This window comes from Pseudomonas sp. S04 (assembly GCF_009834545.1).
GTDB lineage: Bacteria > Pseudomonadota > Gammaproteobacteria > Pseudomonadales > Pseudomonadaceae > Aquipseudomonas.
On sequence record NZ_CP019427.1, the window covers coordinates 4,510,724 to 4,537,367 of the forward strand.

Annotated in this window: 20 protein-coding genes; 6 read left to right on the plus strand and 14 right to left on the minus strand. The window is 60.6% G+C overall.

Annotated elements, in window-relative coordinates; translation table 11 throughout:
- Positions 1-23 precede the first annotated feature (23 nt).
- The 5 genes from hisC to mtnA all read right to left on the minus strand — a co-directional run bounded on the left by hisC (position 24) and on the right by mtnA (position 7,720).
- The gene (gene hisC, locus PspS04_RS19915) at positions 24-1,136 is read right to left on the minus strand and encodes a histidinol-phosphate transaminase (RefSeq protein WP_159997358.1); all 1,113 of its coding nucleotides are present in this window, start codon (positions 1,134-1,136) and stop codon (positions 24-26) included.
- A gap of 11 nt (positions 1,137-1,147) precedes the next feature.
- Positions 1,148-2,242 carry a prephenate dehydratase gene (gene pheA, locus PspS04_RS19920; RefSeq protein ID WP_017129662.1) on the minus strand — a complete coding sequence of 365 codons (1,095 nt, stop codon included), beginning with the start codon at positions 2,240-2,242 and terminating at the stop codon, positions 1,148-1,150.
- Complete coding sequence (gene serC / locus PspS04_RS19925; RefSeq protein WP_159997360.1) at positions 2,242-3,327, minus strand: 3-phosphoserine/phosphohydroxythreonine transaminase; 1,086 nt, start codon at positions 3,325-3,327, stop codon at positions 2,242-2,244. The genes pheA and serC overlap by 1 nt, the downstream gene beginning before the upstream one ends.
- A 247-nt stretch (positions 3,328-3,574) precedes the next feature.
- On the minus strand, positions 3,575-6,229 hold the full coding sequence (gene gyrA / locus PspS04_RS19930) for a DNA gyrase subunit A (RefSeq protein ID WP_159997362.1): 2,655 nt from the start codon (positions 6,227-6,229) through the stop codon (positions 3,575-3,577).
- 414 nt (positions 6,230-6,643) lie between these two features.
- Complete coding sequence (gene mtnA / locus PspS04_RS19935) at positions 6,644-7,720, minus strand: S-methyl-5-thioribose-1-phosphate isomerase (RefSeq protein WP_159997364.1); 1,077 nt, start codon at positions 7,718-7,720, stop codon at positions 6,644-6,646.
- 108 nt (positions 7,721-7,828) lie between these two features.
- Here mtnA and PspS04_RS19940 point away from each other — a divergent pair, with 108 nt between their 5' ends.
- The 5 genes from PspS04_RS19940 (at position 7,829) to PspS04_RS19960 (ending at position 12,618) form a co-directional block, all read left to right on the plus strand.
- The gene (locus tag PspS04_RS19940) at positions 7,829-9,160 is read left to right on the plus strand and encodes a TRZ/ATZ family hydrolase (RefSeq protein ID WP_159997366.1); all 1,332 of its coding nucleotides are present in this window, start codon (positions 7,829-7,831) and stop codon (positions 9,158-9,160) included.
- 63 nt (positions 9,161-9,223) lie between these two features.
- On the plus strand, positions 9,224-9,922 hold the full coding sequence (gene ubiG, locus PspS04_RS19945; protein WP_095168018.1) for a bifunctional 2-polyprenyl-6-hydroxyphenol methylase/3-demethylubiquinol 3-O-methyltransferase UbiG: 699 nt from the start codon (positions 9,224-9,226) through the stop codon (positions 9,920-9,922).
- Positions 9,923-9,926: 4 nt separating this feature from the next.
- Complete coding sequence (gene mupP, locus PspS04_RS19950) at positions 9,927-10,598, plus strand: N-acetylmuramic acid 6-phosphate phosphatase MupP (protein ID WP_095168017.1); 672 nt, start codon at positions 9,927-9,929, stop codon at positions 10,596-10,598.
- Positions 10,599-10,702: 104 nt separating this feature from the next.
- Positions 10,703-11,443, plus strand: coding sequence for a YciK family oxidoreductase (locus PspS04_RS19955; RefSeq protein ID WP_095168015.1), 741 nt, complete (start codon positions 10,703-10,705; stop codon positions 11,441-11,443).
- Between the two features lie 248 nt (positions 11,444-11,691).
- Positions 11,692-12,618 (plus strand): GGDEF domain-containing protein, encoded by a 927-nt coding sequence (locus tag PspS04_RS19960; RefSeq protein ID WP_095168013.1) that lies wholly within the window; start codon positions 11,692-11,694, stop codon positions 12,616-12,618.
- A gap of 83 nt (positions 12,619-12,701) precedes the next feature.
- Here PspS04_RS19960 and PspS04_RS19965 read toward each other — a convergent pair whose 3' ends face one another.
- From PspS04_RS19965 to PspS04_RS19995, 7 genes are all read right to left on the minus strand, one after another.
- Positions 12,702-13,463, minus strand: coding sequence for a TenA family transcriptional regulator (locus tag PspS04_RS19965; protein WP_442966566.1), 762 nt, complete (start codon positions 13,461-13,463; stop codon positions 12,702-12,704).
- Between the two features lie 79 nt (positions 13,464-13,542).
- Complete coding sequence (locus PspS04_RS19970) at positions 13,543-16,002, minus strand: EAL domain-containing protein (protein ID WP_095168010.1); 2,460 nt, start codon at positions 16,000-16,002, stop codon at positions 13,543-13,545.
- A gap of 182 nt (positions 16,003-16,184) precedes the next feature.
- The gene (locus tag PspS04_RS19975) at positions 16,185-18,002 is read right to left on the minus strand and encodes an ABC transporter ATP-binding protein (protein ID WP_159997370.1); all 1,818 of its coding nucleotides are present in this window, start codon (positions 18,000-18,002) and stop codon (positions 16,185-16,187) included.
- Positions 17,995-18,597, minus strand: a complete 603-nt coding sequence (locus PspS04_RS19980; RefSeq protein ID WP_174244628.1) for a DsbA family protein — start codon at positions 18,595-18,597, stop codon at positions 17,995-17,997. Before PspS04_RS19980 ends, PspS04_RS19975 begins: the two co-directional genes overlap by 8 nt.
- Positions 18,598-18,633: 36 nt before the next feature.
- The gene (gene trhO / locus PspS04_RS19985) at positions 18,634-19,575 is read right to left on the minus strand and encodes an oxygen-dependent tRNA uridine(34) hydroxylase TrhO (protein ID WP_095168005.1); all 942 of its coding nucleotides are present in this window, start codon (positions 19,573-19,575) and stop codon (positions 18,634-18,636) included.
- 114 nt (positions 19,576-19,689) lie between these two features.
- Complete coding sequence (locus tag PspS04_RS19990) at positions 19,690-19,989, minus strand: BolA family protein (RefSeq protein ID WP_095168004.1); 300 nt, start codon at positions 19,987-19,989, stop codon at positions 19,690-19,692.
- 12 nt (positions 19,990-20,001) lie between these two features.
- Positions 20,002-20,523, minus strand: a complete 522-nt coding sequence (locus PspS04_RS19995; RefSeq protein ID WP_159997372.1) for a DUF2059 domain-containing protein — start codon at positions 20,521-20,523, stop codon at positions 20,002-20,004.
- Between the two features lie 193 nt (positions 20,524-20,716).
- Here PspS04_RS19995 and PspS04_RS20000 point away from each other — a divergent pair, with 193 nt between their 5' ends.
- Entirely contained in the window at positions 20,717-22,111 is a 1,395-nt protein-coding gene (locus PspS04_RS20000) for a class II fumarate hydratase (protein WP_095168000.1), read from the plus strand.
- An 88-nt stretch (positions 22,112-22,199) separates the two neighbouring features.
- Here the strand turns inward: PspS04_RS20000 and PspS04_RS20005 are convergent, their stop codons facing one another.
- Both PspS04_RS20005 and PspS04_RS20010 read right to left on the minus strand, forming a co-directional pair.
- Complete coding sequence (locus PspS04_RS20005; protein WP_095167999.1) at positions 22,200-23,168, minus strand: DMT family transporter; 969 nt, start codon at positions 23,166-23,168, stop codon at positions 22,200-22,202.
- A gap of 110 nt (positions 23,169-23,278) precedes the next feature.
- Positions 23,279-24,463: a thiolase family protein gene (locus PspS04_RS20010; RefSeq protein WP_159997374.1), complete on the minus strand. Its 1,185-nt coding sequence runs from the start codon at positions 24,461-24,463 to the stop codon at positions 23,279-23,281.
- Between the last annotated feature and the right edge of the window lie 2,181 nt (positions 24,464-26,644).

The following is a 26,644-nucleotide window of genomic DNA, read 5'->3' on the forward strand; positions in this document are numbered from 1 at the left end:
CAGCAGGTTGCACGGCACTGACATCAACCACGAGCCAGGACCTTGCTCAGCGCCTCGAGGAAACGACTGTTTTCCGCCGGCAGGCCGACGGTGATGCGCAGGTGGTTTGGCATGCCGTAGTTGGCCACCGGACGCACAATCACACCTTCACGCAGCAAGCCCTGGAAGATCGGCGCAGCACTGCACCCCAGATCAACACAGATGAAGTTGCCCCGGGACGGGATCCAGCCCAGCCCCAGCTCACGGAACCCGGCTTCCAACTGCTGCATGCCAGCCTCATTCAGGCGTCGGCTTTCAGCCAGGTATTCATCGTCCTGCAACGCGGCACAGGCGGCTGCCAGTGCCAGGCTGTTGACGTTGAAGGGCTGGCGCACGCGATTCAGCACGTCAGCCACCACCGCCGTCGACAAACCATAACCGACGCGCAACGCCGCTAAGCCATAGGCCTTGGAGAAGGTGCGCGATACCAGCAAGTTCGGATACGCAGCAAGAAAATCCAGGCCATCGGGCAGCTCACTGCCCTCAGCGTACTCGATGTACGCCTCGTCCAGCACCACCAGCACCGAGGCAGGCACATCCTGCAGGAACTCATCCAGTGCCTCGGCACTGAACCAGGTTCCGGTCGGGTTGTTCGGGTTGGCAATGAACACTACTCGGGTATTGGCGTCGATCGCCGCCAACATGGCGGGCAGGTCGTACCCCCAGTCCTTGGCTGGAATCACCCGCGCGTCAGCACCAACGGCCTGGGTGACGATCGGATAGACCGCAAAGGCGTGCTCACTGAACACTGCGTTCAAGCCGGGTGCAAGATAGGCACGCGCCACCAGCTCAAGAATGTCGTTGGAGCCGTTGCCCAACGTCACCTGGCTCAGCTCGACACGGCACTGTTCTGCCAGCAGGGTCTTGAGCGCAAAGCCATTGCCATCCGGATACCGGGTCAGCTCGGCCAGCTCTTCACGAATCGCCGCCAAGGCCTTGGGACTGGCACCCAGCGGGTTTTCGTTGCTGGCCAGTTTAACGATGCTGGCCGGATCGATATCCAGCTCGCGAGCCAGTTCGTCCACGGGCTTACCCGGAACGTAAGGCGAAAGTTGTTGCACGCCCGGCTGTGCCAGAGCGAGGAAGTCGCCACTCATTGTTAACGCCCTTAGAGAACTGCTTTGGGGTAGGAACCCAACACTTTAAGTGCCACTGCTTCCTGACTGATTTTCTCCAGCACACCCTTGACCAGCGGATCGCGGTGGTGGCCGACGAAGTCGATGAAAAACACGTAGGTCCACTTGCCACTGCGCGACGGACGAGTCTCGATGCGAGTCAGGTCGATGCCGTTGTCGTGGAAAGGCACGAGCAGTTCGTGCAGCGCACCCGGCTTGTTGCTCATCGAGACGATGATCGAGGTTTTGTCGTCGCCGGTCGGCGGCACTTCCTGGCTACCGATCATCAGGAAGCGCGTGGAGTTGTCCGGACGATCTTCGATCTTCTCGGCCAGGCGAGTCAGGCCGTACAGGCCAGCCGCCATGTCGCCAGCGATTGCCGCCGAATTCCACTCACCCTTGACCCGCTTGGCTGCCTCGGCGTTGCTGGAGACCGCCACGCGCTCGACATTCGGGTAATGCGCATCCAGCCACTTGCGGCACTGGGCCAGGGACTGGGCGTGGGAGTAGATGCGGCTGATGCTGTCAGTCTTGGTGTTTTCACCCACCAGCAAGTGGTGGTGAATCCGCAGCTCGACTTCGCCACAGATGACCATGTCGTGCTCAAGGAAGCTGTCGAGGGTGTGGTTGACGGCGCCTTCCGTGGAGTTTTCCACAGGCACCACGCCAAAATTCACCGCGCCGGCAGCCACTTCACGGAACACTTCATCGATCGCCGCCATCGGCTTGCTGATCACCGCGTGACCAAAGTGCTTCATGGCGGCTGCCTGGGTGAAGGTGCCTTCAGGCCCCAGGTAAGCCACTTTCAGCGGCTGCTCGAGCGCCAGGCACGAGGACATGATTTCGCGGAACAACCGCGCCATCTCTTCGTTGCCCAGCGGCCCCTGGTTTCGCTCCATCACGCGCTTGAGCACCTGAGCTTCACGCTCAGGACGATAGAACACCGGCACTTCGCCTTCGGCCAGCGAGGCCATCTTTACTCGCGCGACTTCCTGGGCGCAGCGGGCACGCTCACTGATCAGCTCCAGGACCTTTTCGTCCAGCGAATCAATGCGCAGGCGCAGTGCCTTGAGTTCTTGCTCAGACATTAGCCGTGTTCCTTCTCGAACTCTGCCATGTACGAAACCAGTGCGTTGACCGCAACGATGTCGACGGCGTTATAGATGGAGGCGCGCATACCGCCTACCGAACGGTGACCCTTGAGGTTCAGCAGGCCCCGCTCCTCGGCACCGGCCAAAAATGGCTTGTCCAGGCGATCGTCGGCCAGGCGGAACGGCACGTTCATCCACGAGCGATCAGTCTTGTTGATCGGGTTGCTGTACAGGCCGCTGGCATCAATGAAGTCATACAGAGTGCGCTGCTTGGCCTCGTTGAGCTTACCGATAGCTTCCACGCCACCTTGATCCTTCAGCCACTCGAACACCAGGCCGGACAAGTACCAGGCCAGGGTTGGCGGGGTGTTGTACATCGAGCCGTTGTCGGCCGCGACCTTGTAGTCGAGCATGGTCGGGCACAACGAGCGGGCACGACCCAGCAGGTCTTCGCGCACGATGTTGACCACGATACCGCTCGGGCCGATGTTTTTCTGGGCGCCGGCGTAGATCATGCCAAAACGCGAAACATCGATCGGGCGCGACAAAATGTCCGAAGACATGTCGGCGACCAGCGGCACATCAGCAGTTTCCGGCACCCAGCCAAACTCCAGGCCGCCGATGGTTTCGTTCGGCGCGTAGTGCACGTAGGCGGCGTCTTGCGACAACTGCCACTCGTTCTGTCCGGGAATTGCAAAATAGTCGTAGGGCTTGGCGGTCGCGGCAACGTTGACGTGGCCGTAACGGGAAGCTTCTTCGATGGCTTTCTGCGACCAGATACCGGTGTCGATATAGTCGGCGGTGCCGTTTTCCGGCAACAGGTTCAGCGGAATCTGGGCAAATTGCTGGCTCGCGCCACCTTGCAGAAACAGTACTTTGTAGTTCGAAGGGATATTCAGCAGATCACGCAGATCCTGCTCGGCCTTGGTGGCAATGGACACGAACTCATCACTGCGATGGCTCATTTCCATGACGGAGAGGCCCTTGCCGTGCCAATCCAGGAGTTCACCCTGGGCACGTTGCAGGACAGCTTCGGGAAGTGCCGCCGGACCGGCACAGAAGTTATAGGCTCTCTTGCTCACATCCAATCTCGCTCTGATTTGGTGGTATCACACATTTATAGGGGGCGATCGCCACTCACATGGCTGAGCAGCGATCAACTGTAGGAGCGAGCTTGCTCGCGAAAAACCTGAGGACGCCGCGCTTAATCAGGAAACCCGCGTCATCGTTAACGTCCATCGCGAGCGAGCTCGCTCCTACAGGGTCATCAATTTTCCATAGGGACAAACAACAAGGGGGCGAATTTTCATCCGCCCCCTGTTTGTCCGCTTACTCTTGCGGTTCTTCGTCAGCGGCGGCATCGAGTTGCTGATCGTCAACCACGTCGTCGATCACGACCTCGCCGTCGAATACCCCACCCTCTTCACCTTCCAGCTCGTCACCTTCGACTTCCGACGGCTCCTGGACCCGCTCCAGGCCTACCAGCGTTTCGTCGCTGGCCAGCTTGATCAGGGTCACGCCCTGGGTGTTACGACCCAGGCTCGAGACTTCGTCGACACGGGTACGCACCAGAGTGCCCTGGTCGGAAATCAGCATGATCTCCTCACCGTCGAGCACCTGAACGGCACCTACCAGACGGCCGTTGCGGTCGTTGCTGACCATGGCGATCACGCCCTGGCCGCCACGCTTGTACTCCGGGAACTCGCCGATGGCGGTACGCTTGCCATAACCACGCGCCGAAGCGGTGAGGATCTGGCTGCCTTCTTCCGGGATCAGCATGGAAATCAGCTTCTGCCCTTCCGGCAGGCGCATGCCGCGCACACCACGTGCAGTACGGCCCATGGCACGTACATCGGATTCCTTGAAGCGAGTGACCTTGCCGCCGTCGGAGAACAGCATGACTTCACGCTCGCCATCGGTGATGGCTGCGCTGATCAATACGTCGCCTTCGTCCAGCTCCAGCGCGATCAGGCCGACGCTGCGTTGACGACTGAAGGATTCCAGCGGGGTCTTCTTCACGGTGCCTTTGGCGGTCGCCATGAAGATGAAGTGACCTTCGGTGTACTCCTCGACCGGCAGCATGGTCGTGATGTACTCATCACTGTCCAGCGGCAGCAGGTTGACCAGCGGACGCCCACGGGCAGCGCGGGAAGCTTCCGGAATCTCGTAGGTTTTCAGCCAGTACACCTTGCCCTTGCTGGAGAACAGCAGCAGCGTGGTGTGGCTGTTGGCAACCAGCAGGTGAGCGATGTAGTCCTCATCCTTGACGCCAGTCGCCGACTTGCCTTTACCGCCACGACGCTGGGCCTGGTACGCAGCCAATGGCTGGGTCTTGGCGTAGCCACCGTGGGAAATGGTCACGACGCGCTCTTCTTCCGGGATCATGTCACCCAGGGTCAAGTCGAGACGGGCATCGAGGATTTCGGTGCGGCGCACATCGCCGTACTCGGCGCGGATCACTTCCAGCTCTTCGCGGATCACTTCCATCAGGCGCGTGGCGCTGTTGAGGATGCGGATCAGCTCGCCGATCTGGTTGAGGATCTCTTGATACTCGGCCAGCAGCTTTTCGTGCTCCAGGCCAGTCAGGCGGTGCAAACGCAGCTCCAGAATGGCTTGCGCCTGTTCCGGCGACAGGAAGTACTTGCCTTCGCGCAGGCCGTATTGCGGGTCCAGGGTCTCTGGACGGCAAGAGTCGGCACCGGCGCGCTCGACCATCGCCACCACGGCGGAGGATTCCCAGGCAGTGCTGATCAGCGCTTCCTTGGCTTCCGACGGCGTTGGCGAGGCCTTGATCAGGGCGATGACCGGGTCGATGTTCGACAGGGCAACGGCCTGGCCTTCCAGGATGTGGCCACGCTCGCGGGCTTTACGCAGCTCGAACACGGTACGACGGGTCACGACTTCGCGACGGTGACGCACGAAGGCTTCCAGCAGATCCTTGAGATTGAGGATCCGCGGACGGCCATCGATCAGCGCAACGATGTTGATACCGAACACTGCTTGCAGCTGAGTCTGGGCGTAGAGGTTGTTGAGAATCACCTCTGGCACTTCGCCGCGACGCAATTCGATCACGACGCGCATACCATCCTTGTCGGACTCGTCGCGCAGTTCGGTGATGCCTTCCAGCTTCTTCTCTTTGACCAGCTCGGCGATCTTCTCGATCAGACGCGCCTTGTTCAACTGGTAAGGCAGTTCGGTGATGACGATCTGCTGGCGACCACCGACCTTGTCGATGTCTTCGATCGTCGAGCGGGCACGCATGTAAATGCGCCCGCGACCGGTACGGTAGGCTTCGATGATGCCGGCGCGACCGTTGATGATCGCCGCGGTCGGGAAGTCCGGACCCGGGATGTATTGCATCAACTCGTCGACAGTCAGCTCGGGATTGTCGATGAGCGCCAGGCAACCGTCGATGACTTCACCGAGGTTGTGCGGCGGAATGTTGGTCGCCATGCCCACGGCGATACCGCTGGAGCCGTTGACCAGCAGGTTGGGAATACGGGTCGGCATGACCGCCGGGATCATTTCGGTGCCGTCGTAGTTCGGCACCCAGTCCACGGTTTCCTTGTGCAGGTCAGCCAGCAGCTCGTGCGCCAGCTTGGTCATGCGCACTTCGGTGTATCGCATCGCAGCGGCGTTGTCGCCGTCGACCGAACCGAAGTTGCCCTGGCCGTCGACCAGCAGGTAACGCAGCGAGAATGGCTGCGCCATCCGAACGATGGTGTCGTACACCGCGGTATCACCGTGGGGGTGATACTTACCGATCACGTCACCGACAACACGGGCAGATTTCTTGTACGGCTTGTTGAAGTCGTTACCCAGCTCGCTCATAGCGAACAGCACACGCCGATGCACGGGCTTCAAGCCATCGCGCGCATCAGGCAGTGCCCGCCCGACAATTACGCTCATTGCGTAGTCGAGGTAGGACTGCTTCAGCTCGTCTTCGATATTGACCGGGAGGATTTCTTTGGCCAGTTCGCCCATGAGAAGCCTGATTCCTTTTTCTGGTGAAACTTCGTCACATCCAGATGGGACGAACGAAGCTCGCCGCTGCAGGCTGAGTGCCATGCACCGACTTACGACAAATCAACGAGTTATGCCATGGATCTGCGCAGTAAAGGTTACCCCGCGGGGCGACCTTGGAAACCGCCGGATGTTATCACAAGAGCCGCCACGCACCTATCCCCCTGATGCGCATGGAGCATAGTTAGTTGACCGATGACAGGCTTGAGGGGGACGAGAGAAGCTTAGAGGCTGATTCGAGACTAGATTGTGGTTAATTTATTGACTTGACCTGCCCCTTCGCTGGCAAGCCAGCTCCTGCAGAGCATGTGGTGGGCGCAAAACCTGTGGGAATGAACCTGCTCGCGACGACTATCGCTCAGACACCTGAGCTGATCAATGCAGGCGCTTGCGGCACATCAATTGCGCCATCTTTGCAGTATCCGGCCGCTCGACCAGGCCTTTTTCGGTGATGATGGCATCGATCAAGTCCGCCGGCGTGACGTCGAACACCGGATTGAAAGCCTCGACCCCCTCACCGATCCGCTTGCCGCCCACCTCGAGCAACTCACCGGCGTCGCGCTCTTCAAGGACGATGTCCTCGCCGCTGGCCAGGTCCATGTCGATGGTCGAGCTCGACGCCACCACCATGAAGCGCACGCCGTGGTGCATGGCGTTGACTGCCAACTGGTAGGTGCCGATCTGGCTGGCCACATCGCCATTGGCGGCGATCCGATCAGCGCCGACGACCACCCAGGTAATCCCCTTGGTCTTCATGATATGGGCGGCAGCCGCATCGGCGTTGACCGTCACCGGAATGCCTTCGTTGGCCAGCTCCCAGGTGGTAAGGCGCGAGCCTTGTAGCCAGGGCCGGGTTTCGTCGACATAGACCCGCTCGACCATGCCTTCCAGGAACGCCCCGCGAATCACCCCCAGCGCCGTACCGAAGCCGCCCGTGGCCAGCGCACCGGCATTGCCATGGGTGAGGATGGTCTGCGCGTTGCCTTGGTGCTTGCGAATCAGGTCGACGCCCAACTGGGCGATGGTCAGGTTGGCCTCACGATCACTTTCTTGGATCGCCAGGGCTTCGGTTTCGAGCGCGACCAAGGGCTGGGCGTGGGCCTTGAGCCGCGCCAGGCGTTCGCGCATACGCCCCAGGGCCCAGGACAAGTTGGCTGCCGTCGGGCGGGACTCGGCCAGCAGGGCGAAATCCTCTTCCAGCGCCGCCTGCCAGTCGCCACCGGCGGCGATTCGGGCACGCGCGGCCAGCACCATGCCATAGGCGGCGCTAATGCCGATTGCCGGGGCGCCACGGACCACCATCGCACGAATGGCTTCCGCCACCTGCGCCGCGCTGGTATGGGCGATCCAGCGCTCCTCGAACGGCAGCAGGCGCTGATCCAGCAGGTACAGGGTGCCGTCTCGCCAATCGATGGCCTTCACCTTCTCAGCAGCCAACAGTCGATCGCGCATCCCTCACCCCGTACTCATGAACAAAAGCCGTCGATTATAGCGATCCCCCCGCGAAGACGCTCGGGTATACTTCGCCATCCTTTACAAAAGCACTGGACCGAATCCTCGATGCCGACCCCCGTTGCCGCTCTCGACCTCCTCTTGCTGCCGACCTGGCTGGTGCCTGTCGAGCCGGCGGGCGTGGTGCTCAAGGAGCATGGCCTGGGGATCCGCGACGGGCGAATTGCCTTCATCGGTCCGCGCAGCGCTGCACTCAAACTCGCGGCCCATGAGGTCCGGGAGTTGCCAGGCATGCTGCTCAGCCCCGGGCTGATCAACGCCCATGGGCATGCGGCAATGACCCTGTTCCGCGGCCTGGCCGACGACTTGCCGCTGATGACCTGGCTCGAACAGCACATCTGGCCGGCCGAGGCCAAGTGGGTTGATGAGGCCTTTGTACGCGACGGCACCGACCTGGCCATCGCCGAACAGATCAAAGGTGGCATCACCTGCTTCTCGGACATGTACTTCTTCCCCAAAGTTGCCAGTGAGCGTGTCCATAACAGCGGCATACGGGCACAGATCGCGATTCCGATCCTCGACTTCCCGATTCCCGGCGCCAGCAGTGCCGATGAGGCGATCCGCCAGGGCATCGAACTGTTCGGCGACCTCAAGCACCATCCACGCCTCAAAATCGCCTTCGGTCCCCATGCACCCTACACCGTTGGCGATGAAAACCTGGAGAAAGTCCGGGTCATCGCCGAGGAATTGGACGCCGCCATTCACATGCACGTCCACGAAACCGCAATCGAGGTGCACCAGGCGCTGGAAAAGCACGGCGAGCGGCCATTGGCCCGCCTGGCACGCCTGGGCCTGCTGGGGCCACGCTTCCAGGCGGTGCACATGACCCAGATCAGCGAAGACGACCTGGCATTGCTGGTAGAAAGCAACAGCAGCGTGATTCATTGCCCGGAATCGAACCTGAAACTGGCCAGCGGCTTCTGCCCGGTGGAGCGCTTGTGGCAAGCCGGGGTCAATGTGGCGATCGGCACCGATGGCGCCGCCAGCAACAACGACCTGGACCTGCTGGGCGAAACCCGTACCGCCGCCCTGCTGGCCAAAGCCGTTGCCGGATCCGCCAGCGCCCTGGACGCCCATCGCGCCCTGCGCATGGCGACCCTCAACGGCGCCCGTGCCCTGGGCCTGGAACAGCAGATTGGCTCGCTGGAGGTCGGCAAGTTTGCCGACCTCGTGGCCTTCGACCTGTCCGGCCTGGCCCAGCAACCGGTCTACGACCCAGTCTCGCAACTGATCTATGCCACCGGCCGGGACTGCGTGAAACACCTTTGGGTCGGCGGCAAGCAATTGCTCGACGACCGGCGCCTGACGCGCCTCGATGAACAACAGCTGTGCGCCACGGCCAACGCCTGGGGCCAACGCATCAGCGGCCACACCGAATAGAACGACCCCTTGAGCTGAACCTCAAGGCTGACAGCAAAATATTTCAGATTCAGAGGATTACCCATGAGCAACGTCGACCACGCTGAAATCGCCAAATTCGAGGCCCTGGCCCATCGCTGGTGGGATCGCGAAAGCGAGTTCAAGCCCCTCCACGACATCAACCCACTGCGCGTCAACTGGATTGACGAACGCGTCAAACTGGCGGGCAAGAAGGTCCTGGACGTCGGCTGTGGCGGCGGCATCCTCAGCGAATCCATGGCACAGCGCGGCGCCACCGTGATGGGCATCGACATGGGTGAAGCGCCCCTGGCAGTTGCCCAGTTGCATCAACTGGAGTCGGGCGTGAGCGTGGAATACCGGCAGATCACCGCCGAAGCCCTGGCCGAAGAAATGCCCGAGCAGTTCGACGTGGTCACCTGCCTGGAAATGCTCGAGCACGTGCCCGACCCCTCGTCGGTGATCCGCGCCTGCTTCCGTATGGTCAAGCCCGGCGGCCAGGTGTTCTTCTCCACCATCAACCGCAACCCGAAGGCCTACCTGTTCGCCATCGTCGGCGCGGAATACATCATGAAGCTGCTGCCACGCGGCACCCACGACTTCAAGAAATTCATCCGCCCTTCCGAACTGGGCGCCTGGAGCCGTGCAGCCGGCCTGACCGTCAAGGACATCATCGGCCTGACCTACAACCCGCTGACCAAGCACTACAAGCTGGCCAGCGACGTTGACGTCAACTACATGATCCAGACCCTGCGCGAGGAGTAAGCCCATGGCAATCAGAGCAGTTCTCTTCGACATGGACGGCACCCTGCTCGACACCGCGCCGGACTTCATCGCCATCTGCCAGGACATGCTGGCCGAGCGCGGGCTGCCAGCGATCCCGGACAAACGCATCCGCGACGAGATTTCCGGCGGGGCCAAGGCCATGGTCGCCGCGACCTTCATGCTGGACCCGCAGGCGCCAGGCTTCGAGGAACTACGCCTGGAGTTCCTCGAGCGCTACCTCAAGGGCTGCGCGGTCCACAGCAAACTGTTCGACGGTATGGCTGAACTGCTGGCCGACATCGAGAAGGCCAATCTGATCTGGGGCGTAGTGACCAACAAGCCGCTGCGTTTTGCCGAGCCGATCATGCAACAACTGGGGCTGGCCGAGCGCTCGGCCCTACTGATCTGCCCGGATCACGTAAAGAACAGCAAGCCAGACCCGGAACCGCTGATCCTCGCGTGCAAGATGCTCGACCTCGACCCGGCCAGCGTCCTGTTCGTCGGCGACGACCTGCGCGACATCGAGTCCGGACGCGATGCCGGCACCCGCACCGCCGCGGTCACCTACGGCTACATTCACCCAGACGACAACCCGCGGCACTGGGGTGCGGACGTGGTTGTGGATCATCCGCTGGAGTTGCGCAAGGTGCTCGATAGCGCGTTGTGCAGTTGCTAAGCAGTCACGCACCACATCTGTGGGAGCGCGCCTGCTGGCGATAGCCGCACCGGCGCCCCCGCTGGGATTGCGCCTGACCTGAAGAATTTTTGTAGAGGTTTTTTATGTTTGATTACTCCGCTCGTCCTGAATTGCTCAAGGACCGGGTCATCCTGGTCACCGGTGCCGGCCGCGGGATCGGTGCAGCCGCCGCGAAAACCTACGCAGCTCACGGCGCCACCGTGCTGTTGCTGGGCAAGACCGAAGCCAACCTGACCCAGGTCTACGACGAAATCGAAGCTGCGGGCCACCCTCAACCGGCGGTAATCCCGTTCAACCTGGAAACCGCTTTGCCGCACCAGTACGACGAGTTGGCGGCAATGATCGAGACTGAGTTCGGGCACCTTGACGGCCTGCTGCACAACGCCTCGATCATTGGTCCACGCACGCCGATCGAGCAACTGTCCGGCGAAAACTTCATGCGCGTGATGCAAGTCAACGTCAACGCCATGTTCATGCTCACCAGCACCCTGCTACCCCTGCTCAAGCTGTCCAAGGACGCCTCGGTGATCTTCACCTCCAGCAGCGTGGGTCGCAAGGGCCGTGCCTATTGGGGTGCTTATGGCGTATCGAAGTTCGCCACCGAGGGCTTGATGCAGACCCTGGCCGATGAAGTCGACACCGTCGCACCGATCCGCTCCAACAGCATCAACCCGGGCGCCACCCGCACCAGCATGCGTGCCCAGGCCTACCCCGGGGAAAACCCGAACAACAACCCGACCCCGGAAGAGATCATGCCGGTCTACCTGTACTTGATGGGGCCGGACAGCAGCGGCATCAACGGCCAGGCGTTCGACGCCCAGTAAGCTCGCCCCAAGCATGTCGCGACGGCTTCCCGCCGCGGCATGAGCCAGGCGGTGCCACTATTCTGCTATGCTTAGTCAAACAACCGTCATATTGCTCGCAGGCATACCCCGCTGGGTGCCCCAAGCATCTGATTGCAATCGGCTTTTCCAGAAAATGAACCGATGGCACGCATTTCGCTCTAAATCTGCACCAAACACGCTGTAACCCAGCTTGTCAGACAGCATTCCTGCTTGGGGGCGCACGCCATATGAAATCTCCGACCCAGACCCACGCAATTGATTTTGATAGCGCCAAATTGCAACGCCTGGGTTTTGGCCAGATCCCGCCCCTTGTGGAACGCCCTGCGAGCCTGAGCCAGTTGCGCCAGCAAATGGGCCTGCAATTGCAAACCAGCCTGGAACCGCAACGCATCCTCGGCCTGTTTTTTCGCGAAGTTCAGCGCCTGGTTCCGCTGGACGCCCTGCACTATCGGCACGAGTCCAGCGAATTGCGCCTGGAGCTCGGCCAGCGCGGCCATCACTCGGTGAGCTACAGCCTCAGCCATCAGGGTGAACACCTGGGTGAACTGGTGTTCCGGCGCAATCAACGTTTCAGCGAGCAGGAGCAGGCCAACCTCGAAGCCCTGCTGGTGCCCTTGTTGTTCCCCATGCGCAACGCCCTGCTGTATCGAGCGGCGACTCAAAGCGCACTGCGTGACCCCCTGACCGGTACCGGTAACCGTATCGCCATGGATCAGACCCTGGAACGGGAAATCCACATGGCCCGACGTCACCAGCAGCCTTTGTCCCTGCTGATGCTGGATATCGACCATTTCAAGCGCGTCAATGACAGCCACGGCCACGCTGCTGGCGACCAGGTGCTCAAGGCCGTCGCCACGTCGATCAAGAACCAACTGCGCAACGTCGACATGGTGTTTCGTTTCGGTGGCGAGGAGTTTTTGATCCTGCTGTCCAATACCAGCCGCGAAGCTGCGGCCATGGTCGGTGAACGCCTGCGATACAGCGCACAGGTGGAGGATTATCGGGTTGAGGGCAAGCTGATCGAGCTGACCGTCAGCCTCGGCTGCTCGACCCTGCTCCCCGCAGAATCGGCCGAAAGCCTGCTGCGCCGCGCTGACAGCGCGCTGTACGTGGCCAAGCGCGAGGGGCGTAATCGCCTAGCGATGGCGGGATAATCCCCCGACACCCTGCTTGAGAATGTCGGGGGTCGCTGCGCAACCCAACGCAGGCTGCGCCAGCTGCTGCAGGAGCCGCGCCGTCAGCCTTCTGCCATCGCCATTCGCCCACGGACTACGCTGGGCTTGTGGACGTACTCCAGTTGCAGGCAGCGCTCCAGGAACAGGTACATATAGTCGTAGCTTTTGCACACGGCTAGGCGCAGCTCTTCCTGCAGCGACTTGCTGGGGTTTTGGCCAGCGAGCGTGCAGATGATCTCCAGCGCCTCCCAAGGATGAGCATCATCGTACTGCGCGTGCATTTTCAGCCATTTCATGGCGCGTTTGCGTTCCTCATCGGCAAATGACGCCGCATAGATCCCGTTGGAACAGACCAGCGCCGCCCACTCCCCCGTCGCTCCCTCGATCGCATAGTTGGTGGCGGCGATGGCCACGATCAACGAGTCGGACGAACTGGTATGCCAGCACCAATGACTCAGCGCATGCAACTCGGGCGCCACTTGTTGCGCCTGCAAATCTTCCAGACTCACGCCATGGGCACGACTCCAGTGCAGCCAATAGTCGGCATGATTGAGTTCTACCCGGATATTGCGCATCAACCAGCGGCGTGCCATGTCTTCGCCCGGGTGCCGGGCAAAGCGGGTCTTGGTCAGGTTCTGCGCCATATACAGCGCAAATTGTTCCACCACCGGCCAGCCACCAATCAAGTATTGGCGCATGGTCCTGGCGCTGAGTTGGTTGTCGCGCATACGCAGGTAAAGTTCATGTTCGACAACCCGACGCTTGCTCTCGCTGCACGCCTGAATCAATTGCTGAGCCCAGGCAGGATAACTAGCAGCTTCCATAAGCGGGCCGGTTCTGTTGAATGTATCGATCACTGTCGCACTCCTTTTGATTGTGATGGTTAGGGATCGACAGACAACTTCAACGGAACGTACCGGGCGCCTTGAACAACAATGGCCGAGGTCGACTCGGCCGACAGAGCAGGCTGTCAGTGGTAAACAACTGCGGACGTTCAATGTTGTAACCCTGCGCATAATCCACGCCGATTTCCAGCAAGGCCTGCTCGATCTGCGGGGTTTCAACAAATTCGGCAATCGTGCGCTTACCCATGACATGACCAATGTGGTTGATCACTTCGACCATTGCGCGGTTAATCGGGTCGTCCAGCATATCCCTGACGAAACTTCCGTCGATCTTTAGAAAGTCTACAGGTAAGTGTTTCAGATACGCGAACGATGACATTCCGGCACAAAAATCATCTAGAGAAAAGTAGCAACCCAAGCCTTTGAGTTCATTAATAAATTTAATTGCACTGGATAAATTTGAAATTGCACTGGTTTCAGTAATTTCAAAACAAATCATTTCAGGCGGAATACCGTGAATAACAAACTGCTGACGCAAGAAGATTAAAAATTCATCATCACCAATAGTAATGCCTGACAGATTAATCGCACACATCGCCATCGGCCCTTCATGTTGTCGGGCCATACACTGGGCAATTATCTTGAATACATTCTCGACCACCCAGCGATCCAGAGAAGTCATCAAGCCATAACGTTCGGCGGCGGGAATAAAAGAACTGGGCAATATCATTCGCCCGGCTTCGTCATGCAGTCGTAGAAGAATTTCGACATGCCCACCGCCTGTATCGACGTGCCCCAAGGTGGCGATTTCCTGGGAGTACAAACAGAAGCGATTTTCTTCAAGGGCCATGTGCAAGCGCTGCACCCAAGCCATTTCGCCAAAGCGCAGCGACAACTCGGAATCGTCGACATGGTACAGCTGCACGCGGTTACGGCCCTTCTCCTTGGCCATGTAGCACGCCATGTCCGCCGCCCGCAGCAAGGCTTCCAGGGTCGCCGGATTCTGCGCGACGTGCACCAGGCCGATACTGACAGTGGTCACGAATGGCCGGCCTTTCCAGACAAAATGCAGGTTTTGCACGGTCTGGCGCAGGGTCTCGGCGATTTTCTCCGAGGACTCCGGCGAGCAGTTCTCCAGGAGAATGCCGAACTCGTCCCCCCCCAGCCGAGCCAGGGTGTCACCCTCGCGCAAGCCCGACTGCAGCAAGGCACAGATGTGTCGCAGCAACTCATCGCCGGCAGCATGCCCACAGGTGTCATTGACCAGCTTGAATTGATCGAGGTCGAGGAACATCAGCGCATGTCGCCCAGGTTGGCGTGTCAGGTTATGCAGCGCCTGCTCCAGGCGAAATTCGAATTCGCGACGGTTGGCCAGGCCGGTCAAGGCGTCGTGGGTCGCCTGCCAGGAAAGGTTGGCGATGTATTGCCGCTCCTGGGTCATGTCATGCAACACCAGCACCGTGCCACTGACCTTGCCGGCCGTGTGAATCGGCGACCCGACCAGGGTCACCGACACCGTACTGCCGTCCAGACGCTGGATCAGCTTGGCGTGTTCGCTGCTGCCACTGAGCTGACCGCTGAGAATGTGCTCGATCAGGGTGAAGCCGTCGGCCTGGGCGTTCTCATCCAGCAGATTGAATAACTCCGCCAGCGGCAGGCCGACGGCCTGTCCAGCCTTCCAGTGGGTCAGTGCTTCGGCCGCCGGGTTCATGTAAGCAATGGCGCCCTCGACATCGGTGGTGATCACGGCGTCGCCAATCGACTGCAAGGTAATTTGCGCGCGCTCTTTTTCCAGCTGCAAGGCATCGGCAAAAGCGTGGCGCTGCGCGAGCAATTTGTGGGTCCGCAGCAAGGCCAGGACAATCAGACCGAGCGCGGTTGCCAGGTTGGTGTACAGCAACCAGCGCAAAATCACCCGCGAGCCCTCGCCCAGCGCATCGCTGAAGGCCTTGGCGGCGGGGGTTACACCTTCATTGATGGCAAATATCCGCGCTTTCCACCGCGCCATGTCCGCTTCGGTGGCCTGGTTGCGGCTGATGCGCTCGTGCATGTCCCGGGCAACAGTGTCCAGCTGGACCAGATACGCATCACCCTCAATCCAACGATCGATAGCGATTTGCAGATAGCTGAAATGGCGAAAATTCAAGTACAGCCAGATCAGGCTCGGTACGTCGTCCGGGTGATTACCCCCCTTGAGAATGCCTAGTCGGGCCGCCTCCAGGTCCGGCGGCTCGCGGTCCAGTGCAACCCGCAGTTCATGGCCACCTTCCGGCACCGTCATGGCCTGCTGGTATTTTCGAAAGATAGATTCGTCGCGGTTGTCAGCGTAGAGATTGAGGTAGTAGATCGCGTCTTTCTGGCTCTTGGACCACAGGCTCTCGCCGGCCACATAGCCGCGAACCGCCGACAGCGTATAGAGGCTGACACCACCGAGCAGGGCCTGAAATAGGACGACGGCAATAAACGGCCAGACGATGCCCAGCAGCCGAGGTGTCCCGAGCGTCCTTTTTTGCTTCATGAGGTCCCTTGCGTTAACGCTGCTTGATCGACGTGCAGCCGAAATCGTTACAGCTAGCCTAGGAGGCGATCTCACTCCCGGCAAGCCGCGACATTTTTAATGCCCATACGTGATGAAGCAGTTTGCCGATGACGTCAGCCCCAATGCATTGAAAAAGGTCTGGAAGTGAGCACCGATCGCCGTCAGTGCTGTTGCAAATGACCGTACAGTTTGGCGTACAAACCACCCTCCGCGATCAGTTGCTGATGGTCGCCATCCTCGGCAACTTGCCCGCTATCGAACACCAACACCCGGTCGGCCTGCTTCACCGCCGAGAGGCGGTGAGCAATGATCAAGGTGGTCCGCCCACTGAGAAACCGCGCCAGCGCCAGGTGCAGGTTGTACTCGGTGGCGGCATCGAGCGCCGAGGTGGCTTCGTCGAGAATCACCACCTTGGGTTCGGCGAGCACCATCCGGGCAATCGCCAGGCGTTGGCGCTGACCACCGGACAAACGCACACCGGAACGCCCGACAATACTGTCCAGCCCCTGGGGCAAGCCCTTGACCGTGGCATCGAGTTGGGCGATCTGCAGGGCCTGCCAGCAGGCTTCGTCACTGCGCTCACGGCCCATGGTCAGGTTGGCCCGAATGCTGTCGTTGAACAGCGCCGGGTGCTGCAGCACCACCGCGACATGCTCGCGGATGGTTTCCAGGCCAATGTCGTACTGGGTGACACCGCCAAAACGGATTTCGCCGCCCTGGGGGGTATAAAGCCCCAGGAGCAATTGCACCAAGGTGCTTTTACCGCCACCACTGGCCCCGACGATGGCGACTTTTTCTCCGGGCGCAATGGACAGGTTCATCTGGTCCAGCACCGGCTCGTCGCCATAGCTGAAACTCAGGCCTTGCACTTCGATACCGACTGTCTCGCGCCCCTTGAACGGATCGATCCCTCCCGGGTACTGCGGCTCGTCGGCGCGCGACAACAGCTCATTGATCCGCGTCAGAGCACCGCCGGCTGCGTAATAGGCGTATTGCAGATTCAGCAGTTGTTCGACCGGACCGATCATGAACCACAGGTAGCTGAACACCGCCAGCATCTGCCCGATGGACAGGTCGGAGAACAACACGGTGAGCATCGCTGCGGCACGAAAGATGTCGATGCCGAACTGGAACAGCAAGCCACTGGCGCGGCTCGACGCATCGGTTTTCCACTGCGAGTTGACCGCATAGTTGCGCACGTCCCGGGCGCGCGCGCCAAGACGACCGAGGAAAAAGCCCTGGCGGTTGCCGGCACGGATTTCCTGAATCGCGTCCAGGGTCTCGGTCAGCGCCTGGGTGAACCGCGAGGTGCTGTCGTTCTCCAGCTTCTTCAGGTGCTTGACCCGCTTGCCCAACTGCACCGTGGCGTAGATCACCAGTGGGTTGAACAGCAGAATCAGCAGTGCCAGCTGCCAGTGCATCCAGACCAGGATCGCCGCCGTGCCCACCAGCGTGAGCATGGCCACGAGGAACCGACTGAGAGTCTCGCCGACAAACTTGTCGACCGTGTCCAGGTCGGTGACCAGGTGGGTGGTGACCGTGCCGCTGCCCAGGCTTTCGTACTCGCCCAGGGAAATGCACTTGAGGCGCTCGATCAGCCGCAGGCGAATGCGATACACAATGTCTTTGGCCAAACCGGCAAACAGCCGAGCCTGCACCACGTTGAACAACAATGCCGCACACCGCAGGGTCAGGGTGATCAGCAGCATCAGGCCGATATAACCGGCGGCGCTTTGCCAGGCCTGGGGCAGCGCGTGGTTCATCACCTTCAGCGCCGCATCACCATTGCCCAGCAACACCTCATCCACCAGCAACGGCAGCAGCAAGGGAATCGGCACGCTGCACAGAGTCGCCAGAACGGCGACGCCATTGGCGATCCACAAGGCTTTTTTATGCCGCAGTGCCAGGCGACGGATGTGTGCCCAACTCAGCCGATCGACTCGCTCCGGTGGCTGTCCAGCGTCAGGCTGGTCATACACAGGCGGCACGCTCCAGCCAGCGGCCGAGCAACGGGGACAGCTCGCTAAGTGGTTGGTAGCCATTGGTCAACAAGGCCAGTTGACCGTTACGCTCGGCCAACAAGGTCGGGAAGCCGGCAATCCCCAGGTCCTGGACCCAGGTGAAATCCGCCGCCGTGGCGGCGTGCTGGTCGGCACGGTCGAAGGCTGCGGCGAATTCGATTCGCGGCAAGCCCGCTTGCTCGGCCAACTCCACCAGCACGCTGGCATGGGTCACATCGCGCCCCTGTGCATAAAAAGCCTGCTGGATCAGCTTGAGCAACTGCCAGGCGCAATCCGGTGCCAGGCTGCGGGCCGTGACCAGCGCGCGGCAGGCGGGCTCGGTGTCGTAGACAAAACCTTCGGGCAGCGCACCGTCGAGCTTGAATGGTTGGCCAGTGGCGTCGTTGACGGCCTGCCAGTGTTCAAGAATGTAGCGTCGGGTAGTCGGCTCCAGCGCCGCGCCACTGCCCGTGCGCAAACCACCGACCACCAGGTGCACGTCCACGCCGGCGGCCTGCGCCTGCAAGGCCAATGCCTCGGCCACCGGAGCGAACCCCCAGCACCAGGAACACATCGGGTCCATTACATAGAGCAGGCGCGCGGTCATGGTTCAGGCCTCGGTGCTGGATTGCTTGTAGTTGTAACCAATCGGGTGCGGCTGGTTGCGCGCCTTGGCCAATTCGATCTGCTTTTGCCGGTCGATCGCACTGCGACGGGTTTTCTCGCTCAGCTTATCCCAGCAATGGGGGCAACTGATGCCAGCCACATAGTGCTCGGATGCGCGGTCTTCTACGCTGACGGGTGTACGACAGGCATGACATTGATCGTAGTCGCCTTCGCTCAAGTCGTGGCGAACGGTGACCCGGTTATCGAATACAAAACAGTCGCCCTGCCATTTGGTTTCTTCCTGCGGCACCTCTTCGAGGTACTTGAGGATTCCGCCCTTGAGGTGGAAGACCTCATCGAAGCCCTGGCTGAGCATATAGCTCGAAGCCTTCTCGCAGCGAATGCCGCCGGTGCAGAACATCGCGACCTTCTTGTGCTTGGCCGGATCGAAGTTGGCTTTGATGTAGTCGGGAAATTCGCGAAAACTGGTGGTCTTCGGGTCGATCGCCCCTTCAAAAGTGCCAATCGAGACCTCGTAGTCATTACGGGTATCGATCAACAGCACTTGCGGGTCGCTGATCAAGGCGTTCCAGTCCTGCGGCTCGACATAGGTGCCGACTTTCTTGTTCGGGTCGACGCCTTCGACGCCCAGGGTCACGATTTCTTTCTTGAGCTTGACCTTGGTGCGATAGAACGGCTGATCGTCGCAGTACGATTCCTTGTGGTCGATATCGTCCATGCGCGGGTCGTTCTTGAGCCAGGCCATCAGGCCGTCGATGCCTTCGCGGCTACCGGAAACCGTGCCGTTGATGCCTTCCTCGGCAATCAGCAGGGTGCCTTTGATGCCGTTGTCGACCATCGCCTGCAGCAGGGGCTCGCGCAGTGCAACGTAATCTTCCAGGGTGACGAACTTATACAGTGCCGCCACGACAATCTGTTGTGTCATGGGTATTTCTCCAGGTGGCTACCCTCGTAAAGGGTGAACCGGATGCGAAAAAAAACGCGCCGGCATAAGCGGCGCGCTGCGTAGTCTAACAAAAATCAGCTGGCCTGTAGGCGATCAGTGCTTGCTGCCGCCGGCACAAGTCGGCGAGGCAGGCGCGGCGCCCGTCTTGGCCCATTCCTCGGGGGTATAGGTGTGCAGCGCCAACGCGTGAAACTCACCCATCAGGTCGCCCAGCGTGGCGTAGACCTTCTGGTGGCGTTTGACGCTGTTGAGCCCGGCGAACTGTTCGCTGACCACTACCGCCTTGAAGTGGGTCTGCAACCCGCGACTGTGCATGTGGCTTTCGTCCAGCACATCCAGGTGCACGGGTAGCAACGCGTTCAGCGTCGTCTCAATACGTTGTTGCATGGTCATCACGGGCTCCGGTCAGGGCTTTTTCTTGGCGGCTGCCGCGGCTTTTGGATCAAGTTCGTTGGTCATGTCGGCCAGCAGTTTGTTGACCACCGGTACCGCGCTTTCCAGTTTGGCCTGGGTCATCTGCGCCGATTGCTGAGTCAGTTGAGGCATTTTTTCCAGGACTTTTTTGCCCAGAGGCGACTTGTAGAACGCGACCAGGTCCTTGAGTTCTGATTCGCTGAAGTTGCTGGTGTACAGCTTGACCATGTCCGGCTTGAGCTTGTTCCAGCCAATGGCCTGGTCCAGCGCGGCGTTAGCCTTGGCCTGGTAGGTTTCCAGCAGGGCTTTTTTCGACTCCGGGGCCTTGGTCTGGGCAAAGCGCTGGGCAAACATCTGCTGCACCTGCATGTACACCGGGGTACCCAGCTTGTCGGCATGCGCCAGGGTCAGGAAAGCCTCGGCGCTGGCATTGTGGCTGGCGGTATCGGCGAAGGCCTGGCCGCTGGCGCAGACCAGGGCAACCGCGGTACAGATGGCACGAAGACGGGTCATCGAGTTTCCTTTTCTAGCTGGCGAGGTAAAACCCCAAGGGGAGCCATTCTGCGCCTAAAAAACGCGTGCGCTCAACCCCTCCCCCTTGCCGGGCCTGATTTGCAGCAACCGAACGGTAGAAAAATCGACTGATGGAACCCCCAGCGACATTCAGCACCTAAACTTCGCTATCAACCCTGAAGGAATGTGACCCATGAGCCGTATTGAAACCGACAGCCTTGGCCAGGTTGAAGTCCCGGATGACGCCTACTGGGGCGCGCAGACCCAACGCTCGCTGATCAATTTCGCGATTGGTAGCGAACGCATGCCACTGGCGGTGCTGCACGCCCTGGCGCTGATCAAGAAAGCGGCGGCCCGGGTCAATGATCGTAATGGTGACCTGCCGGCCGATATTGCCCGGCTGATCGAACAGGCTGCCGACGAAGTGCTCGACGGCGAGCATGATGAGCAGTTCCCCCTGGTGGTCTGGCAAACCGGCAGCGGCACCCAGAGCAACATGAACGTCAACGAGGTGATTGCCGGGCGTGCCAACGAACTGGCCGGCAACCCGCGTGGCGGCAAGGCGCCGGTGCACCCGAACGACCACGTCAATCGCTCGCAGAGCTCCAACGACTGTTTCCCCACGGCCATGCACATCGCCACGGTGCAGGCCGTGCAACAGCAACTGCTGCCGTCGATCAACGAACTGTCCGGCGGTCTCGCCGAGCTGGCGGCGCGCCACATGAAGCTGGTGAAGACCGGGCGCACCCATCTGATGGACGCCACGCCGATCACCTTCGGCCAGGAGATGTCCGCCTTCATTGCCCAGCTCGACTACGCCGAGCGAGCCATCCGCAGCGCCTTGCCGGCCGTCTGCGAACTGGCCCAGGGCGGGACCGCCGTCGGTACCGGGCTCAACTCGCCCCATGGCTTTGGCGAAGCGATTGCCGCGGAGCTCGCCGCCCTCTCCGGCCTGCCGTTTGTCACCGCACCGAACAAGTTCGCCGCGCTAGCCGGTCATGAGCCGCTGACCACCCTGTCCGGCGCCCTGAAAACCCTCGCCGTGACCCTGATGAAACTCGCCAACGACTTGCGCCTGCTCGGCTCCGGGCCGCGCGCCGGTTTCGCCGAGGTCAGGCTGCCGGCCAACGAGCCAGGCAGTTCGATCATGCCCGGCAAGGTCAACCCGACCCAGTGCGAAGCCCTGTCGATGCTGGCCTGCCAAGTGCTAGGGAACGACGTGGCGATCGGCTTCGCCGCGAGCCAAGGTCACCTGCAGTTGAACGTGTTCAAGCCTGTGATCATCCACAACCTGTTGCAATCGATCCGCTTGCTCGCCGACGGCTGCAGCAACTTCCAGTTGCACTGCATCGCCGGCCTGGAACCGGATGCCGGGCAAATGGCCGCTCACCTGGAACGAGGCTTGATGCTGGTGACCGCGCTGAACCCGCACATCGGTTATGACAAGTCGGCGGAAATCGCCAAGAAAGCCTACAGCGAGGGGTTAACCCTGCGTGAGGCGGCGTTGCAGTTGGGCTACCTGACAGACGAGCAGTTCGATGCCTGGGTGCGCCCGGAAAACATGCTGGAGGCAGGCAAGCAGGGCTGAAGCAGCCAGTTGGCACGCTTGCGCAGGTTATACACAATCCCTGTGTGAGCGAGCCTGCTCGCGATGCCCTAAAGTACGCCGCATTTTTTCAACTGATCCGCGTCACCGCCGCCCGCATCCGCCGAGCCCTGAGCCCGGCAATCAGCGACGGCCCCAATGCCACCAGCGCCGACCCCAGCACCACCAGCAACGCGCCGCCATACGCCAGGCCATTGATCTGCTCGGCCTGCACATACTCAGGCCATAACCAGGCCGCCAACGCCACTGCCGCAAAAGTCACCAACGGGGTGATCGCCAGCGTTGCACTGACCCGTGAGGCTTCCCAATGGGCCAGCGCCTCGGCAAACGCGCCATAGGCAACCAGGGTATTGAGGCAGCACGCCAGTAGCAGCCAGCCTTGCAGCGGGCTCAACTGCAGCGCCTCCAGTGGATGCACCCACGGCGTGAGCAACAGGGCGCAAAACAGGTAGATCACCATCATCACCTGTAGCGAATTCCACACTGTCAGCAATTGTTTTTGCCCCAGCGCATAGAAGGTCCACACGGTGGAAGCCAACAAAATCAGGAGCACCCCGGCGGTGTAGTCACTCAAGGACGTCAGCAACTCGCTCAGGCGTTGATTGAAAAACAGCCCGAAGCCGAGCATCAGCACCAGCAGGCCAATCCCCTGCCCCAGGCTGAAACGCTCCTTGAATATCAACACACTGCCGATCAGCAACAGGATCGGGCCCACCTGCACCACCAGTTGCGCAGTGCCGGGGCTCAATAGATTCAGGCCCATGAGGTACAGCACGTAGTTCCCCACCAGCCCGAGCACAGCCATCAGCACCAGCCAGCCGCCTTTGGGGCCTAGGGCCTTGCGGCTTGGCAGGCGCCGGGTGGCGGCTAGGTAGGCAAACAGGCACCCACCGGAAACCAGCAGGCGAAACCAGGTCACCGTGACCGGGTCCATCACCAGCAGCACCTGCTTGAGCTTGATCGGCAGGATGCCCCATAAAAAAGCGGTCAGCAGGGCCAGGAACAGACCATAGACCCAGCGACCGGACGAAATGTGCATGCAAACCCCAGAGCAAGACGGCGAGAAAAGCCCATTCTAGGCTTCCACGCCGGCATCACACAGGGACAGTTGCGCACTAGCCGCTAATAAGACTGTATGGGTCGCTCGGTTCAACGCACCGCTTCGAACAACCCGCTGGCGCCCATGCCACCGCCCACACACATGGTCACGATGCCGTAGCGCAGGTTGCGGCGCTGCAGTTCGCGCACCAGGTGCCCGACCTGGCGTGAGCCAGTCATGCCGAACGGATGGCCGATGGAGATCGAGCCGCCGTTGACGTTGTACTTTTCGTTGTCGATTTCCAGGCGGTTACGGCTGTACAGGCATTGCGAGGCAAAGGCTTCGTTGAGTTCCCACAGATCTATATCAGCGACTTGCAGACCTTTGGCCTTGAGCAGCTTGGGCACCGAGAACACCGGGCCGATACCCATTTCATCCGGCTCACAACCGGCCACCGTAAAACCACGGAAGAACGCCTTGGGTTTAAGGCCCAGTTGCAGGGCTTTTTCCAGGCTCATCACCAGGGTCATCGAAGCACCGTCGGACAGTTGCGACGAGTTACCGGCCGTCACCGAGCCGTCCTCGGCGAACACTGGTTTCAATCCGGCCAGGCTTTCGTAGGTGGTGTCGGGACGGTTGCAGTCATCACGATCGACAATGCCCTCGAGGATCTGCACCTCGCCGCTGTGCTTGTCCTCGACCTTGTACTTCACCGCCATCGGCACGATTTCATCGTCGAACAATCCGCCGGCCTGCGCCTGGGCGGTGCGCAACTGGCTTTGCAGGGCGTAGCGGTCCTGCTCTTCGCGGCTGACCTGATAACGACGGGCAACGATTTCCGCGGTCTGGCCCATGGGGAAGTAGATACCCGGCACCTGCTCCTTGAGCAACGGGTTGATCAGGTTGTCGGTGTTGACGCTTTTCATGGTCAGGCTGATGGACTCGACGCCACCGGCGACAATGATGTCGCTGCAACCCGAAGCGATCTGGTTCGCCGCAATGGCAATCGCCTGCAGGCCCGAGGAGCAGAAGCGGTTGAGGGTCATGCCGCTGGTGCCAGTGCCCAGGCGCGAGAGCACGGCCACGTTACGTCCGATATTGAAGCCCTGGGCACCTTCGTTGGAGCCGGCGCCGACGATGCAATCCTCGACGCTGGCCGGGTCGATAGCATTTCGTTGCAGCAGTGCGTTGACGCAATGGGCCGCCATGTCATCCGGGCGAGTCTGGTTGAACTTGCCACGGAAAGACTTGGCCAGGCCGGTTCGCACGCTATCGACGATCACTACTTCACGCATGGCATACCTCATTGTTGTTGTCGTTCAGGGGAGTGAATCGAGGATAAATCCACCGCCCTGCCGACCGCGACAATCATTCATCCCGCGTATGCAAACCCATGGTGCTCGCTTGAGATGAGGCCGGCGCAGCCAACATGGATGCAACCTGACACACCGTTATCGCGGGCAAGCCCGCTCCCACAGGTTTCATGCTTGCTTGCAAAATTTGCATGCACCCACAATTACCGTGGGAGCGGGCTTGCCCGCGATGAGGCCGGCACAGCCAACATGAATGCAACCTGACACACCGCTATCGCGGGCAAGCCCGCTCCCACAGGTTTCATGCTTGCTTGCAAAATTTGCATGCACCCACAACTACCGTGGGAGCGGGCTCGCCCGCGATGAGGCCGGCACAGCCAACATGAATGGAGCCTGACACACCGTTATCGCGGGCAAGCCCGCTCCCACAGGTTTCATGCTTGCTTGCAAAATTTGCATGCACCCACAATTACCGTGGGAGCGGGCTTGCCCGCGATGAGGTCGGCGCAGCCAACATGGATGCAACCTGACACACCGTTATCGCGGGCAAGCCCGCTACCACAGGTTTCATGCTTGCTTGCAAAATTTGCATGCACCCACAATTACCGTGGGAGCGGGCTTGCCCGCGATGAGGTCGGCGCAGCCAGCATGGATGCAACCTGACACACCGTTATCGCGGGCAAGCCCGCTCCCACAGGTTTCATGCTTGCTTGCAAAATTTGCATGCACCCACAATTACCGTGGGAGCGGGCTTGCCCGCGATGAGATCGGCACAGCCAACATGGATGCAACCTGACACACCGTTATCGCGGGCAAGCCCGCTCCCACAGGTTTCATGCTTGCTTGCAAAATTTGCATGCACCCACAACTACCGTGGGAGCGGGCTCGCCCGCGATGAGGCCGGCACAGCCAGCATGGATGCAACCTGACACACCGTTATCGCGGGCAAGCCCGCTCCCACAGGTTTCATGCTTGCTTGCAAAATTTGCATGCACCCACAACTACCGTGGGAGCGGGCTCGCCCGCGATGAGGCCGGCACAGCCAACATGAATGGAGCCTGACACACCGTTATCGCGGGCAAGCCCGCTCCCACAGGTTTCATGCTTGCTTGCAAAATTTGCATGCACCCACAATTACCGTGGGAGCGGGCTTGCCCGCGATGAGGTCGGCGCAGCCAACATGAATGGAGCCTGACACACCGTTATCGCGGGCAAGCCCGCTCCCACAGGTTTCATGCTTGCTTGCAAAATTTGCATGCACCCACAATTACCGTGGGAGCGGGCTTGCCCGCGATGAGGTCGGCGCAGCCAACATGAATGGAGCCTGACACACCGTTATCGCGGGCAAGCCCGCTCCCACAGGTTTCATGCTTGCTTGCAAAATTTGCATGCACCCACAATTACCGTGGGAGCGGGCTTGCCCGCGATGAGGTCGGCGCAGCCAACATGGATGCAACCTGACACACCGTTATCGCGGGCAAGCCCGCTACCACAGGTTTCATGCTTGCTTGCAAAATTTGCATGCACCCACAATTACCGTGGGAGCGGGCTTGCCCGCGATGAGGCCGGCACAGCCAACATGAATGGAGCCTGACACACCGCTATCGCGGGCAAGCCCGCTACCACAGGTTTCATGCTTGCTTGCAAAATTTGCATGCACCCACAATTACCGTGGGAGCGGGCTTGCCCGCGATGAGGTCGGCGCAGCCAACATGGATGCAACCTGACACACCGTTATCGCGGGCAAGCCCGCTCCCACAGGTTTCATGCTTGCAAAGTTTGCATGCACCCACAATTACCGTGGGAGCGGGCTTGCCCGCGATGAGGCCGGCGCAGCCAACATGAATGGAGCCTGACACACCGCTATCGCGGGCCCGCTCCCACAGGTTTCATGCTTGCTTGCAAAATTTGCATGCACCCACAACTACCGTGGGAGCGGGCTCGCCCGCGATGAGGCCGGCACAGCCAACATGAATGGAGCCTGACACACCGTTATCGCGGGCAAGCCCGCTCCCACAGGTTTCATGCTTGCTTGCAAAATTTGCATGCACCCACAACTACCGTGGGAGCGGGCTCGCCCGCGATGAGGCCGGCACAGCCAACATGAATGGAGCCTGACACACCGCTATCGCGGGCCCGCTCCCACAGGTTTCATGCTTGCTT

Excerpts from the sequence above, each read along its gene's own strand:
- hisC (WP_159997358.1), bottom strand. The coding sequence starts at position 1,136 with ATGAGTGGCGACTTCCTCGCTCTGGCACAGCCGGGCGTGCAACAACTT.
- pheA (WP_017129662.1), bottom strand. The coding sequence starts at position 2,242 with ATGTCTGAGCAAGAACTCAAGGCACTGCGCCTGCGCATTGATTCGCTG.
- gyrA (WP_159997362.1), bottom strand. The coding sequence starts at position 6,229 with ATGGGCGAACTGGCCAAAGAAATCCTCCCGGTCAATATCGAAGACGAG.
- mtnA (WP_159997364.1), bottom strand. The coding sequence starts at position 7,720 with ATGCGCGATCGACTGTTGGCTGCTGAGAAGGTGAAGGCCATCGATTGG.
- PspS04_RS19940 (WP_159997366.1), top strand. The coding sequence starts at position 7,829 with ATGCCGACCCCCGTTGCCGCTCTCGACCTCCTCTTGCTGCCGACCTGG.
- ubiG (WP_095168018.1), top strand. The coding sequence starts at position 9,224 with ATGAGCAACGTCGACCACGCTGAAATCGCCAAATTCGAGGCCCTGGCC.
- mupP (WP_095168017.1), top strand. The coding sequence starts at position 9,927 with ATGGCAATCAGAGCAGTTCTCTTCGACATGGACGGCACCCTGCTCGAC.
- PspS04_RS19955 (WP_095168015.1), top strand. The coding sequence starts at position 10,703 with ATGTTTGATTACTCCGCTCGTCCTGAATTGCTCAAGGACCGGGTCATC.
- PspS04_RS19960 (WP_095168013.1), top strand. The coding sequence starts at position 11,692 with ATGAAATCTCCGACCCAGACCCACGCAATTGATTTTGATAGCGCCAAA.
- PspS04_RS19965 (WP_442966566.1), bottom strand. The coding sequence starts at position 13,463 with ATGGAAGCTGCTAGTTATCCTGCCTGGGCTCAGCAATTGATTCAGGCG.
- PspS04_RS19970 (WP_095168010.1), bottom strand. The coding sequence starts at position 16,002 with ATGAAGCAAAAAAGGACGCTCGGGACACCTCGGCTGCTGGGCATCGTC.
- PspS04_RS19980 (WP_174244628.1), bottom strand. The coding sequence starts at position 18,597 with ATGTGTTCCTGGTGCTGGGGGTTCGCTCCGGTGGCCGAGGCATTGGCC.
- trhO (WP_095168005.1), bottom strand. The coding sequence starts at position 19,575 with ATGACACAACAGATTGTCGTGGCGGCACTGTATAAGTTCGTCACCCTG.
- PspS04_RS19990 (WP_095168004.1), bottom strand. The coding sequence starts at position 19,989 with ATGACCATGCAACAACGTATTGAGACGACGCTGAACGCGTTGCTACCC.
- PspS04_RS19995 (WP_159997372.1), bottom strand. The coding sequence starts at position 20,523 with ATGACCCGTCTTCGTGCCATCTGTACCGCGGTTGCCCTGGTCTGCGCC.
- PspS04_RS20000 (WP_095168000.1), top strand. The coding sequence starts at position 20,717 with ATGAGCCGTATTGAAACCGACAGCCTTGGCCAGGTTGAAGTCCCGGAT.
- PspS04_RS20005 (WP_095167999.1), bottom strand. The coding sequence starts at position 23,168 with ATGCACATTTCGTCCGGTCGCTGGGTCTATGGTCTGTTCCTGGCCCTG.
- PspS04_RS20010 (WP_159997374.1), bottom strand. The coding sequence starts at position 24,463 with ATGCGTGAAGTAGTGATCGTCGATAGCGTGCGAACCGGCCTGGCCAAG.